The sequence below is a fragment of the Methylomonas sp. MK1 genome (assembly GCF_000365425.1).
Lineage (GTDB): Bacteria > Pseudomonadota > Gammaproteobacteria > Methylococcales > Methylomonadaceae > Methylomonas.
In genome coordinates this window covers 2296176-2309891 of the sequence record NZ_AQOV01000001.1, presented here as the reverse complement: position 1 = coordinate 2309891, position 13716 = coordinate 2296176, and the positions used below count along the sequence as shown (strand labels likewise).

The 13716-nt window shown below is 51.5% G+C and carries 18 protein-coding genes; 12 read left to right on the top strand and 6 right to left on the bottom strand.

The annotated features are described in order from the left end of the window. Positions 1-162 precede the first annotated feature (162 nt). The 3 genes from rsmA to G006_RS0110880 form a co-directional block, all read right to left on the bottom strand. Positions 163-954 carry a 16S rRNA (adenine(1518)-N(6)/adenine(1519)-N(6))-dimethyltransferase RsmA gene (gene rsmA, locus G006_RS0110890; RefSeq protein ID WP_020483215.1) on the bottom strand — a complete coding sequence of 264 codons (792 nt, stop codon included), beginning with the start codon at positions 952-954 and terminating at the stop codon, positions 163-165. Between the two features lie 3 nt (positions 955-957). Further along, positions 958-1944: a 4-hydroxythreonine-4-phosphate dehydrogenase PdxA gene (gene pdxA, locus G006_RS0110885; protein ID WP_020483214.1), complete on the bottom strand. Its 987-nt coding sequence runs from the start codon at positions 1942-1944 to the stop codon at positions 958-960. Between the two features lie 86 nt (positions 1945-2030). Continuing rightward, complete coding sequence (locus tag G006_RS0110880) at positions 2031-2594, bottom strand: MarR family winged helix-turn-helix transcriptional regulator (RefSeq protein WP_026146973.1); 564 nt, start codon at positions 2592-2594, stop codon at positions 2031-2033. 214 nt (positions 2595-2808) lie between these two features. On the opposite strand from G006_RS0110880, the gene G006_RS0110875 reads away from it, so the two are divergent. From G006_RS0110875 to G006_RS0110825, 11 genes are read left to right on the top strand one after another with little or no spacing between them, the layout of a single operon-like run. Then, entirely contained in the window at positions 2809-4389 is a 1581-nt protein-coding gene (locus G006_RS0110875; protein ID WP_020483212.1) for a nitrite reductase, read from the top strand. Continuing rightward, positions 4386-4697, top strand: a complete 312-nt coding sequence (locus tag G006_RS0110870) for a c-type cytochrome (protein ID WP_020483211.1) — start codon at positions 4386-4388, stop codon at positions 4695-4697. Before G006_RS0110875 ends, G006_RS0110870 begins: the two co-directional genes overlap by 4 nt. Before the next feature lie 3 nt (positions 4698-4700). Continuing rightward, on the top strand, positions 4701-5003 hold the full coding sequence (locus G006_RS0110865) for a c-type cytochrome (protein WP_020483210.1): 303 nt from the start codon (positions 4701-4703) through the stop codon (positions 5001-5003). Then, entirely contained in the window at positions 4973-5635 is a 663-nt protein-coding gene (locus G006_RS29130) for a cold shock domain-containing protein (protein ID WP_081607925.1), read from the top strand. Before G006_RS0110865 ends, G006_RS29130 begins: the two co-directional genes overlap by 31 nt. Before the next feature lie 20 nt (positions 5636-5655). Continuing rightward, on the top strand, positions 5656-6834 hold the full coding sequence (locus G006_RS0110855; protein WP_026146971.1) for a cytochrome D1 domain-containing protein: 1179 nt from the start codon (positions 5656-5658) through the stop codon (positions 6832-6834). Between the two features lies 1 nt (position 6835). Beyond that, on the top strand, positions 6836-7291 hold the full coding sequence (locus G006_RS0110850; protein WP_020483207.1) for an Lrp/AsnC family transcriptional regulator: 456 nt from the start codon (positions 6836-6838) through the stop codon (positions 7289-7291). After that, entirely contained in the window at positions 7284-7853 is a 570-nt protein-coding gene (gene ahbB, locus G006_RS0110845) for a siroheme decarboxylase subunit beta (protein WP_020483206.1), read from the top strand. The genes G006_RS0110850 and ahbB (G006_RS0110845) overlap by 8 nt, the downstream gene beginning before the upstream one ends. A 2-nt stretch (positions 7854-7855) precedes the next feature. Beyond that, positions 7856-8299, top strand: coding sequence for an Lrp/AsnC family transcriptional regulator (locus tag G006_RS0110840; protein WP_020483205.1), 444 nt, complete (start codon positions 7856-7858; stop codon positions 8297-8299). Further along, entirely contained in the window at positions 8299-8778 is a 480-nt protein-coding gene (gene ahbB / locus G006_RS0110835; RefSeq protein WP_020483204.1) for a siroheme decarboxylase subunit beta, read from the top strand. The genes G006_RS0110840 and ahbB (G006_RS0110835) overlap by 1 nt, the downstream gene beginning before the upstream one ends. Before the next feature lie 3 nt (positions 8779-8781). Then, the gene (nirJ, locus tag G006_RS0110830) at positions 8782-9921 is read left to right on the top strand and encodes a heme d1 biosynthesis radical SAM protein NirJ (RefSeq protein ID WP_026146970.1); all 1140 of its coding nucleotides are present in this window, start codon (positions 8782-8784) and stop codon (positions 9919-9921) included. A 27-nt stretch (positions 9922-9948) separates the two neighbouring features. After that, on the top strand, positions 9949-10215 hold the full coding sequence (locus G006_RS0110825) for a hypothetical protein (RefSeq protein ID WP_020483202.1): 267 nt from the start codon (positions 9949-9951) through the stop codon (positions 10213-10215). A gap of 20 nt (positions 10216-10235) precedes the next feature. Here G006_RS0110825 and G006_RS0110820 read toward each other — a convergent pair whose 3' ends face one another. After that, positions 10236-10721 carry a SixA phosphatase family protein gene (locus G006_RS0110820; protein WP_020483201.1) on the bottom strand — a complete coding sequence of 162 codons (486 nt, stop codon included), beginning with the start codon at positions 10719-10721 and terminating at the stop codon, positions 10236-10238. Between the two features lie 229 nt (positions 10722-10950). Here G006_RS0110820 and erpA point away from each other — a divergent pair, with 229 nt between their 5' ends. Further along, positions 10951-11283, top strand: coding sequence for an iron-sulfur cluster insertion protein ErpA (gene erpA / locus G006_RS0110815; RefSeq protein ID WP_020483200.1), 333 nt, complete (start codon positions 10951-10953; stop codon positions 11281-11283). Here the strand turns inward: erpA and G006_RS0110810 are convergent. After that, positions 11275-12390 carry an anhydro-N-acetylmuramic acid kinase gene (locus G006_RS0110810; RefSeq protein ID WP_026146968.1) on the bottom strand — a complete coding sequence of 372 codons (1116 nt, stop codon included), beginning with the start codon at positions 12388-12390 and terminating at the stop codon, positions 11275-11277. The two genes, erpA and G006_RS0110810, sit on opposite strands and share 9 nt — an antisense overlap. A 4-nt stretch (positions 12391-12394) precedes the next feature. Next, positions 12395-13687, bottom strand: a complete 1293-nt coding sequence (locus G006_RS0110805) for a peptidoglycan DD-metalloendopeptidase family protein (protein WP_026146967.1) — start codon at positions 13685-13687, stop codon at positions 12395-12397. Positions 13688-13716 lie beyond the last annotated feature (29 nt).

Genomic DNA, 13716 nt, shown 5'->3' with positions numbered 1-13716 from the left:
TCACTCCAGAGTATGAATCAGGCTTGTTGCCTTTTATATATAAAGAGAGCCGGCTCAAGCGCATCAGTTCGTGAGCCTGGCGGAAAAATTCGGCATTTTATCGCACTTGCCCTGTAAATGCCGTCAAATCTTGTCGAACTGGCGACCTGGGGAGTTGCGAACTTAACTGGCGGTGTTTGCTTGGCTGTGAGTGCTGAGCAGGGCGAACTCGGCGAGACTGATCGATTCCGCGCGCAGATTGGCGTCGATTCCCAGATCGATAATCTGCTGCTCGGAGATGAAGTTTTTCAGCGAATTGCGGATGGTTTTACGGCGCTGCGAAAAGGCTTGAGTCACCAATTGGCTAAAGCTTTTCAGGTCCGGAATCTCGACCGGCGGCTGTGCGTGCGGGGTCAGGCGGACAATGGCCGACATGACTTGCGGAATCGGGTCGAAACTTTCCGGCGGCACGTCGAACAGTAATTCCGTTTCGCAGTAATACTGCATCATCACGCTCAGGCGGCCGTATTTCTTGCTGCCGGGCTCCGCACAAATCCTGTCTACCACTTCTTTTTGCAGCATGAACAGCATGTCTTCGACGCAGTCGGTGGTCTCCAGGAGATGAAACATCAGCGGTGTGGAAATGTTGTAAGGCAGGTTGCCGATGATGCGTAGCTTCTCGCCGGCTTGCGCCAGCGCGGCAAAATCGAACTTCAACGCATCCGCGCTATGCACGGTTAAATTGCTGTGGCCGGCAAACTGTTTTTGCAAGCGGCTGACCAAATCTCGATCCAATTCGACGACATCGAGTTTAGCGCCGGACTCCAATAAAGGCAGGGTCAACGCGCCGAGACCGGGGCCGATTTCCACCCAATGTTCGCCTGCTACCGGATGGGCACTGGCTAGAATGTTGTAAATAATGCTGTGATCGTGCAGAAAATTCTGGCCGAAGCGTTTGCGGGCGGTGTGGGTCATGTATTAATTTTTTAAGTGAGGAATCATATCCAGCGCAGTCTGCAACGCAAACTGCAAACTACCGAGATTGGCTTTGCCGGTGCCGGCCAGCTCCAGAGCGGTGCCGTGGTCTACCGAGGTGCGGACGATGGGTAAGCCGAGGGTGATATTCACGGCTTGGCCGAAGCCTTTGTATTTTAGTACCGGCAGGCCTTGATCGTGATACATCGCCAATACGGCGTCGGCGGTTTCCAGGTACTTTGGGGTAAATAATGTGTCGGCGGGTAACGGGCCGTAAAGGTTGATGCCTTCGCAGCGCAGAGTTTCCAACGTAGGCTCGATGGTGTCGATTTCCTCGTGGCCCAGATGACCGCTTTCGCCGGCATGCGGATTCAGGCCGCACACCAATATTTTCGGTTTGTCTATCGCAAAGCGGTGCCTTAGATCGCGGTCCAGCAAGCGGATAACTGTTGCCAGTGAATCCGGGGTGATTGCCGCGCTAACCTCTGACAACGGTAAATGAGTGGTCGCCAAAGCGACGCGCAGGCCGGTTGTCGCTAGCATCATGACAGGAGTGCCGCCGGTCAGTTCGGCGATAAACTCGGTGTGTCCGCTGAACGGAATGCCGGCGTCGTTGATCGCGCCTTTATGCACTGGGCCGGTAACTATTCCGGCAAACGCGCCGCTCATGCAGCCCAAGGTGGCCTGGCGAATGGTTTCCAGCACGTATCGGCTATTGGCGGGATTGAGTCGTCCACAAACAGCCGGCTCGCTTAAGCTGATTGGCAATACGGTTATTGTGCTGGCTGGCTGTTTGTTGGCTGCTTGATCGATGTCGAAAAGTTGAATTGTAAGCGGCAAGCCGAGTTGATCCGCCCGTTGCTTTAATAATTCCGGGTCGGCAATGGCGACGAGTTGGCAAGCCGATTCTTGCTGCGCCAGCTGTATGCATAAGTCCGGACCCACGCCGGCCGGTTCGCCTGGGGTCAAGGCGATGCGAGGTATGGACATATTAACTCTCCAATCGAACCGGTGAATGGCGCAGTGTAAGCCGAACCAGAATTTGTTTATTGTCTATCTGTACGCCGGCCGAATAACTAGACAGGGTTGTGTTCCTGGCAAATTTGTTCGCTATCGTCTGTGCTGAGCTTCTCCTGGGTAAGCTGGCAGAAAAAACCGCCGTCTTTTTCGCTGAAGTTGCGGCAAGTTTTGCACACGCCAAACGACTGCGAGTGGTTGGCTTTTTGCAGGGCAGTCAAGGCTTGTTGGAAAACATTGGCGTCTGACGGCGGCGAATCGCTGCTTTGCAAGATAGAAGTGGCGCTGTGGAATAAATCCGAAGGCCGGGCTTGTTTTAGTATCGCCGCGCCATCGGGCAGCAACTGCAAATGCACTACGCGCTTGTCGTTGGCATCCGGCGTTTTGCCGATATAACCTTTCTTTTCCAGAATAATTAGCGATTGCGATACCGTGCCGCGCGTCATACCTAAGTAGTTGGCGACAGCAGCAGGCGTATTACTGTATTTGTTGCAGCGCGAGAGGTAATTGAGCACTTGAAAGTGTACTGGCTGCAAGCCCAGTTCCGTACATTTTTTCCGTTCCTCGGAACGGATCAAGGTGGTCATGCACTCAATAAGTTCGTAAATATCAGTTTGTTGCATAAATTGCATTCTCATCATGATCCACAAGGTTGACAAGGCGATGGTTCAGGGAGTAAATTGATAGCGAATCGAAACTTTACTTTATAACATCGGCCTGGAGTCAACAAGCTGTTATTTTACCATGCTAAATCGGGCGGCTGTTCGTCCTGGTCTTTTATGGTTTAATGCACCAAGTTGGCTCTTTTTTTTAACTTGCGGGTGGCAGGAATTTTAAATGAAAAATACTATAAAAATGCTGAATAAATCCCTACTGGCGAGTTCTATCGCCATGCTGTTGTCATCCGGAGTGGTGATGGCAAAATCTGACGATTTTCACAAACTCTACCAAGACAACTGTGCCAGTTGCCACGGTTCCGATCACGGCGGTTATCTGGCGCCAGCGCTGAACTCGGCTACCTTGAAAGGCCGCAGTCCCACCGCATTGCGTACCATCGTGATGGCTGGCAGCTTCGATACCTTGATGCCTCCGTTCTATGGCAAACTCGATGACGACCAAATTCGCGGCGTGATTAAACACCTGCAAGAAACCCCCAAACAGCCCAATCCGGCCTGGACGATCGACGATATGAAAAAGTCGCTGAAAGTCTATGTCAAGGACGAAAGCACGCTGCCGGCCAAGCCGACTTTCCAAATCGACGATAAATTCGAAAACCTGATCGGCGTCGCGGCGCGCGGTAAATACGGTCGTGGCGAAGGCTCCAAAGCGATCTTTATTAATAGCTCCACGCATCAAAAAGTCGGCGAAGTGCCCACCGGCACCGCTGCGCATATTATCGATTTCAACCCGGCCAATCCGCGCTGGGCTTATGTAAAAACCGATACCGCCGAGATTTTTAAGGTGGATTTATATTCCATGCAAGCGGTGCGCAGCATCAAAACCGGCTGGAACGGCCCAGGCATGGGCGTATCGCGCGATGGTAAATACATCATGGCCGGTTCTTTCGTACCGCATAATGCCGTGATTCTGAATGCCGATACGCTGGAGCCTTTAAAAACCTTTGAATTAGAAGGCATAGATCCGGACGGTAAACACGTTTCTTCCGACTCAGGCATGATCATCGGCACGCCCTATGCGGACATTTTCGCGATTGCGCTGGAAAATGCCGGCCAGGTTTGGGTTATCGATTTGAATAAGGAAGGTTTCCCGGTCACTCGGATCGAGAACGTCGGCCGGCATTTGCATGATGCTTTCCTAACGCACGGTGGCAAAAAATTGATGATTGCCTCTTACGACGACAGCATCGTGGCGGCCATCGATCTGGAAAAACGCGAGATTATCAAAAAACTGGAAGCCGGTTGCGTACCGCACGTGGGCGGTGGTTCTGCGGTGAAAGTGGATGGCCGGACCTTGGGCTTTGGTACCAATTTCGGCGATTGCGATAAAACCGTGGTCAGCGTTTGGGATTTGGACAAAATGGAAGTCGTCAAACAAGTACCGGTTTCCGGCGGCACCGAATCACCGGCTGCACATGCCAACGCGCCTTATGTCGCAGTGGACATCATCAGTAAGGACAGACGCGCCCGCACCGTGCAATTGATCGATAAAAAAACCTTGGAAGTGGTTAAAACCCTGGATGTTGGTGGTCACGCCTACTTCCCGGAATATAGTGCCGACGGCAAATTCTTGTATATCAGCGCCGGCTATAACGGTGACGAAGTGGTGGTTTACGACTCCAACACCTTGCAAAAAGTCGCTACCGTGCCAATGGAAAGCCCGGCGGGCATTTTTTCCCGCGGCCGGGTTAAATACATGACGCGCGGCTTGTCGCCTGACGAAATGGAGCAATCAAAATGAAGATGACTCCTTTTATTGTGACGCTGTTGGCGGGGGTGTTCGCCGCCGGTAGCGTTCAGGCGACTAGTCTGTATGTCGGTCAAGCCAAGGCAGGCGCGGTGTGTGCGCAATGTCACGGTATCCGGATGCCCAGCGCCGATGCGCCGTTCCCACCGTTAGGCGGTCGCGATTCCGAGTATTTGAAAACCGCGATCAAACAATATCGCGACAAGACGCGGAAATCCGACATCATGAACGCGATTGCCGGTTCTTTGACCGACGCGGAAATCAACGACATAGCCGCGTATTACGGCAGCGTTAAACCCTAGTCAATGCGTTATTGCTGGCTGTTGATCGGTTTGCTATCCACCTGTGCCGTTGCGGAACAACCCAATCTGCAACGGCAGCAGGAGCTGTTGAATATGCTCAAGCATGATTGTGGTTCCTGTCACGGCCTGCCGCCGAAAGGCGGCTTGGGGCCATCGTTGATGCCGGAAGCATTGGCTGACAAAAGCGACGCGCTATTGGCGGATGCGATTCAGAACGGTCGAGCAGGCACGGCTATGCCGCCGTGGAAGAGTTTTCTGACTGTAGATGAAACTGCTTGGCTGATTCAACGCTTACGGCAACCTTAGATTCGATTAGTGTGCAAAAAGGTATTTTAAAACGTTGGATCGATGATAAAGGGTATGGTTTTATTGCGCCCGACGATGGCGGTGATGATGTGTTTTTTCATATATCATCGTTGAGAGGTGCAATCCGACGGCCGGTTGAAAGCGACATAGTTTATTTCGATGTAATCATCGACCTAACAGGCCAAAAAAGAGCCGTTGGCGTTACTATCGAAGGGATGCAAAGCGTATTCTCGGAGCGGAGGCTCGTGAAGCTAGTCCCAATAGCTCCGCGAAAAAATGCAAATAAACCCCAACCTTATAAGGCTCGTGCTTATAGGCATAAAAACAGCAATTATCGATCGGTATTTAGTTCTATTGTTATTGCAGTGCTTGTCGTTGGATTTGCGGTTAATAAATTTAAAAGTCGTGAGACTACTATTTCTTTGTCGCAGCCGGCCACTGAGGTCAGTCATCAGGCGCTAGAACAGCCTGAAATACAGGTTTCTAAGAGATTTACATGTGAAGGCAAAACGCGGTGCACGCAAATGACTTCATGCGAAGAAGCAATGTTTTATTTGAATAATTGTCCTGGCAGTGTGACGGATGGTGACAATGATGGGCGGCCCTGCGAAGACCAATGGTGTGGGCATTAAAAATTTTCCTTGGCGTCGATATGAACCAAATAATTCGTAAAGTTACCATTGCTGTTTCGTTATTTTGGGTTTGCCAAGCCAATGGCGATCTGCGTGGCACCGGCGATCTCGGCGTAGTGATTGAACGCGAAACCGGCAGCATACAGATCGTCAACACCACTAAACCCTCGTCGCTGAGCCGTATCGAAGGCTTGGGCGATTTGTCTCATGCATCGGTGGTGTTCTCCCGCGATCAGCGTTACGCCTATGTATTCGGCCGCGACGGCGGTTTGACCAAGATCGATTTACTCCAAGACAAAATCGATAAACGCATCATCCAGGCCGGCAACAGTATCGGCGGGGCGATTTCTCAGGATGGCAAAGTTATTGCTGTTTCCAATTACACACCCGGCGGTGTGAAACTGTTCGACGCCGTGACGCTGGAACAGTTGGCCGAAATCCCTGCTGTTTACGGCGAAGACAATAAGTTATCCAAAGTGGTTGGCTTGGTGGATGCGCCGGGTCAACGCTTCGTCTGCAGTCTGTTCGAAGCTAACGAAATCTGGTTGATCGACGCTAAAAATCCGCGCCAACCCATCGTGAAAAAGTTTAAAGACATCGGCAAGCAGCCGTACGACGCTTTATTGACGCCGGACGGCCATTTCTACGCCGCCGGGTTGTTCGGTGAAAAAGGCTTGTCTTTGCTGGATTTGTGGCAACCGGAAAAAGGTGTCGAACACATCTTGGAAGATTACGGCAAGGATGACGAGCAAATGCCGGTCTATAAAATGCCGCACCTTGAGGGCTGGACCGTGGCCGGCGATTGGCTGTTGGTGCCGGCGGTTGGCTTGCATGAAGTGTTAGTGATCGATACGCGCGAATGGGAGTTGGTCAAGCGCATTCCGGTCGCCGGGCAGCCAGTGTTTGTTAGCTCGCGGCCGGATGGCCGGCAAGTGTGGGTGAATTTTGCTTTCCCGGACAATCAGACCTTACAAGTAATCGATTTGAAAGATTTTAACATCGCAAAAACCCTGCAGCCCGGAAAGGCCGTATTGCATATGGAATTCAGCCCGCGCGGCGAGTCGGTGTGGCTGGCGGTGCGCGACGAGGATCGGGTGATGGTTTACGACACCGAGACTTTTCAAGAGACCGCCCGTCTACCGGCGCAAAAGCCCAGCGGGATTTTCTTCACTGATCGCGCCAATCGCATAGGCTGGTAACATGCTGGCGCCCTTGCATAAACGCCTGCTCAACGATTATCAGCAGGATTTTCCGTTGAGTCCGACCCCTTACCGGGACATCGCCGAGCAGCTTGGGGTTAGCGAAGACGAGGTGCTGAATGCATTTCAAACCTTATCCGAGCAGCAGATGATCAGCCGCATCGGCCCGGTGATCGCGCCCAATAGCATCGGCAACAGCGCGCTGGTGGCGATGGCGGTGCCGGAATTTGATTTGGCGAGAGTTGCGGAATTGGTGAGCGCTTATCCGGAAGTCAATCATAACTACGAGCGCGAAAATCGCTTCAATTTGTGGTTTGTGTTGATTGCCGATAGCGAAACCCATCTTAAAGCCGTTATTGCGGATATCGAGACTCAAACCGGCTATCCCGCGATGTTGCTGCCGATGCTGGCCGACTATTTCATCAACCTGGGATTTGAGCTAAATCTGCATGATTGACGCTATCGATTATCAACTGATTGCCGCCGTGCAAGCCGGCTTACCGATTGCAGCGAGGCCGTATGCGGCGATAGCCGAGCAATTGGCGATCACCGAGCAGGACGTAATCGAGCGCCTTGCACGCTTGAAGACTCAGGGATTGATCAAGCGTTGGGGAGTAGTGGTCAAGCATCGTCAGCTGGGTTACCGGGCCAATGCGATGATCGTGATGGATGTGCCGGACGAGCGGGTAGCTCGGGTCGGCGCGTTGATCAGTCAGCAGGCTTGCGTGAATCTGTGTTATCAACGCCCGCGCCAAGGTGAAGTCTGGCCCTACAACCTGTATTGCATGATCCATGGCAAGAGCCGGGAGGTGGTGCTTGAGCAATGGGCAGAGTTGCGGCATGACTGCAATTTAAGCGATTATTCTTTTGAAGTGTTGTTTAGCCGGCGTTGCTTTAAACAGCGGGGCGCTTTATATGCTCGCCAGATGACAAAAGGCGATGGGCCAACCCCCGTTTTTGCTGGAGAGGGCAGGGAGGAGATTCAAAACAAACAGTCTTTGCGTATGCACTTCGCCTAAACATGGACGCCACAGACAAAGCCATCGTCAACCGCTTGCAGCAAGGTTTCCCTATCTGCGTATCGCCCTACCAACGGGTTGCCGCGGAATTGGGCCTGCCGGAAGCCGAATTGCTGTCAAGATTGCAAGCCATGTTGGCCGACGGAATATTGTCGCGTTTTGGGCCGATGTATCATGCCGAACAAATGGGTGGGGCCTTGACTTTGGCGGCGCTGAAAGTACCGGATGAGCGCTTCGACGAAGTCACCGAAATCGTCAACGCCTTCCCCGAAGTGGCGCATAACTATGCTCGCAATCATTTACTCAACATGTGGTTTGTGCTGGCCACCGAAAAGCCGGAACAGGTGCAAAGTGTGATTGCCGAAATTGAGCGGCAGACCGGATTGGCTGTATACAACATGCCGAAGATCAGCGAATACTACGTTGGTCTGCAATTGGAAGCCTGATGCCAATCGACGAGATAGACCGCCAAATTATCCAAGCCACCCAGGCCGGCCTGCCCCTGGTTAGCGAACCGTATCAAGCGGTTGCCGAGCAACTGGGTTTGTCTGCACAAGTGATCATGTTACATCTGGCTGAAATGCAGCAGACCGGGACCATTCGCCGTATTGCTGCGGTGCCCAACCATTACAAACTGGGTTACCGCTACAACGGTATGACGGTGTGGGATGTTGAGGATAGCCATGTCGACGAACTGGGACAAAAGGTAGCCATGCTGTCGTTTGTTAGTCATTGCTATCAGCGTCCCCGTCATTTGCCGGACTGGCCGTACAATTTGTTCGCCATGGTGCATGGTAAGACCGAGCAGGATGCCGAACGGCAAACCGCAATCATCGCCGAATTATTAGGCGAACAGGCGCGTAGTCACGAGGTGCTGTACAGCACCAAAATTCTTAAAAAAACCGGTTTGCGAATCGGGGGATAGGGCATGTTCAGACTTAGCCAATACATGCGCGAATTGCTTTACCCGACGCCGTTGACCGCGCCGCGCAAGCCCTCGGGGCCTGTGGTGATCTGGAACCTGATCCGCCGTTGCAATCTGACCTGCAAACACTGCTATACCACGTCGGCCGACATCAATTTCCCTGGCGAACTCAGCACGCCGGAAATCTACACGGTGATGGATGACCTGAAAGCCTTCAAAGTGCCAGTGTTGATTTTGTCCGGCGGCGAGCCGTTGCTGCATCCGGATATTTTTGCTATCTCGCAGCGCGCCCGCGACATGGGCTTTTATGTGGCTTTGTCCAGTAATGGCACGTTGATCGATCAATCCAATATCGAGCAAATCGCCGCGATCGACTATCAATACATCGGCGTCAGCCTGGACGGCATTGGTCAGACCCATGACACATTCCGCCAGAAGCAAGGTTCGTTCGAGGCTTCGCTGGCTGGTATTCGTTTATGCCGCGAACACAACATCAAAGCCGGCGTCAGGTTTACGCTGACCCAAGACAATGCTCACGATTTCGAAGATCTGTTGCAATTGATGGACGACGAAGACATCGACAAATTCTATCTGTCGCATTTGAACTATGGCGGTCGCGGTAATAAGAACCGCAAGGACGACGCCGAGTTTCAGTTGACCCGCAAGGTAATGGATAGCTTGTTCGAGAAGTCGTTAGCTTGGGAACAACAAGGCTTGCATCGCGAAGTGGTGACCGGCAACAACGACGCGGATGCGGTTTATTTTTTGCACTGGGTTAAGCGCCGTTTCCCCGAGCAAGCGGAGCATATTCAGGCAAAATTGCAGCAATGGGGCGGCAATGCTTCCGGCGTGAATGTCGCCAATATCGACAATCTCGGTAATGTCCACCCGGACACGTTCTGGTGGCATTACGGTTTGGGTAATGTCCGTGAACGGCCGTTCTCTGAAATCTGGCCGGACATCAGCGATCCGCTCATGGCCGGATTGAAAGCTTCGCCCAGGCCGCTGAAGGGTCGCTGTGGCGATTGTCATTATCAAAATATTTGCAACGGCAATACGCGTGTTCGTGCGCAGCAAATGACCGGCGATTTTTGGGCCGAGGATCCTGGCTGTTATCTGCTGGACGAAGAGATCTTCGCTTAGACAGATTTGCGCCGTCTCAGATGAGTAATGATTAGTCTGGAAAAAGTTGCTATTTACAGAAAATTTGCCGGGGACATTGATGGCTGGGCCAGGATGGCTTCCGCTTCGGAAAAGGCCATATTGACTGGCGACGACTGGCGGCAAATCGATAGCATTGCTCAGGATTTTGGCTTGGTTCAGGCTGGCTTGGCATCAACACGCTATGCGGAGAATTTGCACAAGCGGATTGCGGAGTCTGTTACCGATGCCGAAACCCTGGCAGCACTGAAGGAGTTGGTCGAACAATTGGCTTGAAACTTAGATGTGCTGGTCCTTTAGTGCATCAATGAACACGGGACGCTCCACAGCAATTTAGCTGAAGCTTGATCGGACAAGTCGGCATCCAGGCGGGTCAGGGAGGCTTTTTTGATGACAATATTGTCGGGAACAGTGCCTAACAAAAGGGATATGGTAATCGAGAAGTCCGGTTCGTGCCCGACCAGCCAAACGTCGTCCAGACCTTGATCGGCCAGTTTGGCAAGTTCTCTGAGTATGGTTGGTGCAGAAGTATCGATGCCCAGCCACTCAACGGTCTGTGGTGCAGGGCTGTCAGGCAGGTGTTGGTGGAGTATCCTCGCGGTCTGTTGGGCGCGTAACAGTGGACTGCAATAAAACGATCCCGGAATCAATCCGTTGGCTAAACAAAATGCCGCCAAGCGTTTCACCTGCTTTTCGCCTTTATCGATTAAGGCTCTATCCGCATCGGGTATCGATAAGCCGCCATCTTCTGCGGTAGCGTGTCTGAGGAAGGTGATAAGCATGGTATGTCTCCTTGTCGAGCGATTTTAAGTCTGTCGATACTTTCTGGTTTTAGGCGAAGCTATGGAGTTTGTTAATAGAGTTCCAGCTAAATTTAGCGTAAATATTAGCGCGGTGGTTGCTTCGTTGGGGCTTTAATCGCAGGTCTGGAAAATATAGTTGATAATTCTTGACTGAATTACTGGGTATAGTCATAATCATTTAATCTTTCAATTGCTTATAGAGTTTTATATGTCCGATCCTATTGTGTTTACCGACAGCGCCGCTCATAAAGTTGCGGGTTTAATTCAGGAAGAGGGTAACGATAATCTTAAGCTCAGAGTCTATATCAGTGGCGGCGGCTGTTCGGGATTTCAGTACGGTTTTACTTTTGACGAAGATGTTAATGAAGACGATACCCAAATTGTCAAAGATGGCGTGACAGTGCTGATTGATTCAATGAGTATTCAGTACCTTAGCGGTGCCGAAATCGATTACAAGGAAGACCTGTCTGGTGCGCAATTCGTGATTCGTAATCCTAACGCCACGACGACCTGCGGTTGCGGCTCGTCTTTCTCAGCGTAAACCGTTTCTACCCGGATAAATCCCACCTAAAATCACGGGCGCCCCTGCGCCCGTGACGCTACATAAGTTTCCCGGCAAATTGTTAAGGGTTTGGCGTGCCAGCCAGGCAAACGCAATTGCTTCGACATGATCGGGATCGATTCCCCTTTCAGCTGTTGAAATCACCGGCATATCGAGGAGTTTTCGTAACAGGGTCATCAATTGGCTGTTATGCGTACCGCCACCACAAACCAAAGTTTGCAAGGTATTTGGCGCATATTGGCGAATGGCGTCGGCGATAGTATTGGCGCTGAATTGGTTGAGCGTGGCTTGAATGTCTTCAGCCTTAAGGCTGGGAAATAAGCTGAGCTTCTGCTGTAACCATGCAGGCGAAAAATATTCTTTGCCAGTACTTTTCGGTGGCGCTAGCCGGAAATAGTCGTCGTCTTTTAAAGCATCGAGCAGGGCGGGATAGGGTTTGCCCTTGGCTGCCCAATCGCCATTGCGGTCATAAGGCTGGTTGCAATGTTTCTGACACCACCAGTCCATTAAGCCATTGCCGGGGCCGGTATCGAAGCCGATGACCGGTTTATCGTTTAACACTGTTATGTTGGCGATGCCGCCAATATTGACGACTACCCTGGCTTGTGTGACATCGCTAAAAACTGCTTGATGAAAGGCTGGAACCAACGGGGCACCTTGGCCGCCAACGGCAATGTCGCGGCGGCGGAAATCGGCGACGGTGGTGATGCCGGTAATTTCGGCAATGCGATTCGGGTCGCCGATTTGCAGAGAAAAGCCATTGACAGTTTCTGGGGAGTGATAAACGGTTTGGCCGTGACTGCCGATACCCTTGATCGAACTTGCCGGAATGTTGGCATTATCAAGCAGAGTCTGCGCTGTTTCGCCGAATAAACGACCGATCTGGCTATCGAGAGAGCCGTAATCGGTTAGCAGAATAGGCTGGCCAGGTTGGCTTAGATTTTGAATTTTTTGTCGGAGTTCGACGGAGAATGGTTGGTAATGGAATGCGACAAGTTGTGTTTTGCCGTCGCTAAAATCGACAAGACCAGCATCGATACCATCGACGCTGGTCCCTGACATTAAGCCTATATAGAGCTCGGACACTGTATTAGTTTTGAGCAACCAACGCGTCGCCTTTGGCTTGTTTCAATTGCGCCAAAAATGGCTGGGTTTGTGCTTTGAATTTTGCCAGTAAAGCGTTATCCATAGGCATGGAGCGCGGTATTTTCGCGGTAACCGGATTGACGTGCTCGCCGCCAATGCGGAATTCATAATGTAGATGCGGGCCGGTGGCCAAGCCGGTTTTGCCGACGTAACCAATTACATCGCCTTGTTTAATGGTGCTGCCGAGTTTCTGACCGGATTTGAAGCCGGACAAGTGGGCGTACAAGGTTGAATATTTTTGGCCATGCTCGATCTCCACTACATTGCCATAGCCGTTTTTCACGCCGCGGAAGACGATTTTACCGTCGCCGGTGGTTTTAACCGGAGTGCCGATGGCTGCGGAATAATCGACGCCTTTATGCGCGCGGATGGTGTTCAGGATCGGATGCTTGCGGTGCAAATCGAAATGCGAGCTGATTTTGGCGAAGTCCATCGGGGTTTGCAGGAAGGCTTTGCGTAAGCCGTTGCCTTCCGGCGTGTAGTAGCCTGTATTGCCTTGATTATCTTCAAAGCGCACGGCGGTATAAGTTTTGCCCTGGTTGACGAATTCAACCGACAGGATTTCGCCAGTATCGAACTCTTTGCCATCCACAAACAGCTTTTCATAGACAACGGTAAATTGGTCGCCGTCTCTTAAATTCAGCGCAAAATCGATGTCCCAGGCAAAAATGTCGGCTAGTTTCAGGATTAGTTTTTCCGGTAGGCCTGCTTCCTTGCCGTCTTCGAATAGCGAAGAGTCAATCGTGCCTTTACTATTGGCTATTTGATAATCGACTTTTTTGCTTAACAACGCCACATCGAATTCGTCGTCATGCCGGGTGGCAATCAATGTTTCGAAAGGGTTTTTACTGTAAGTTAGCTGTTCCAATTCGCCCGACGCATTCAGGGTGGCAACAACGTCCTGGCCGGGTTCGACGTCGGCAAACTGCTTGCCGGTGGCGTTGGCGTGGATAATTTTGTGCAAATCTTCTCGGCTAAGATTTAAGGCTGAGAAAATGCTGGAAAGGTTTTCACCTGATTTAACGGTATGTTCCAGTTCTTCAGTGATGTCCAGATGTTGTACTTCGGTTGGTGCAACGTATTTGGTGTACTGGTTGATCTTGGATGAGATCAGTCTGTCTTGCTCCAAGGTCTTTGCGTCTTCAAAACCTTTATGCGGTATCAATCCGTAACTTGCGCTTGCGGCAACAACGGTGCAGGTGCCTAAAAGCACCGACTTGAGTATTCTGTTCTTCACAGTAATCACACTTCATTGTTTGTCGAGCG

Excerpts from the sequence above, each read along its gene's own strand:
- rsmA (WP_020483215.1), bottom strand. The coding sequence starts at position 954 with ATGACCCACACCGCCCGCAAACGCTTCGGCCAGAATTTTCTGCACGAT.
- pdxA (WP_020483214.1), bottom strand. The coding sequence starts at position 1,944 with ATGTCCATACCTCGCATCGCCTTGACCCCAGGCGAACCGGCCGGCGTG.
- G006_RS0110880 (WP_026146973.1), bottom strand. The coding sequence starts at position 2,594 with ATGCAACAAACTGATATTTACGAACTTATTGAGTGCATGACCACCTTG.
- G006_RS0110875 (WP_020483212.1), top strand. The coding sequence starts at position 2,809 with ATGAAAAATACTATAAAAATGCTGAATAAATCCCTACTGGCGAGTTCT.
- G006_RS0110870 (WP_020483211.1), top strand. The coding sequence starts at position 4,386 with ATGAAGATGACTCCTTTTATTGTGACGCTGTTGGCGGGGGTGTTCGCC.
- G006_RS0110865 (WP_020483210.1), top strand. The coding sequence starts at position 4,701 with ATGCGTTATTGCTGGCTGTTGATCGGTTTGCTATCCACCTGTGCCGTT.
- G006_RS0110855 (WP_026146971.1), top strand. The coding sequence starts at position 5,656 with ATGAACCAAATAATTCGTAAAGTTACCATTGCTGTTTCGTTATTTTGG.
- G006_RS0110850 (WP_020483207.1), top strand. The coding sequence starts at position 6,836 with ATGCTGGCGCCCTTGCATAAACGCCTGCTCAACGATTATCAGCAGGAT.
- ahbB (WP_020483206.1), top strand. The coding sequence starts at position 7,284 with ATGATTGACGCTATCGATTATCAACTGATTGCCGCCGTGCAAGCCGGC.
- G006_RS0110840 (WP_020483205.1), top strand. The coding sequence starts at position 7,856 with ATGGACGCCACAGACAAAGCCATCGTCAACCGCTTGCAGCAAGGTTTC.
- ahbB (WP_020483204.1), top strand. The coding sequence starts at position 8,299 with ATGCCAATCGACGAGATAGACCGCCAAATTATCCAAGCCACCCAGGCC.
- nirJ (WP_026146970.1), top strand. The coding sequence starts at position 8,782 with ATGTTCAGACTTAGCCAATACATGCGCGAATTGCTTTACCCGACGCCG.
- G006_RS0110825 (WP_020483202.1), top strand. The coding sequence starts at position 9,949 with ATGATTAGTCTGGAAAAAGTTGCTATTTACAGAAAATTTGCCGGGGAC.
- G006_RS0110820 (WP_020483201.1), bottom strand. The coding sequence starts at position 10,721 with ATGCTTATCACCTTCCTCAGACACGCTACCGCAGAAGATGGCGGCTTA.
- erpA (WP_020483200.1), top strand. The coding sequence starts at position 10,951 with ATGTCCGATCCTATTGTGTTTACCGACAGCGCCGCTCATAAAGTTGCG.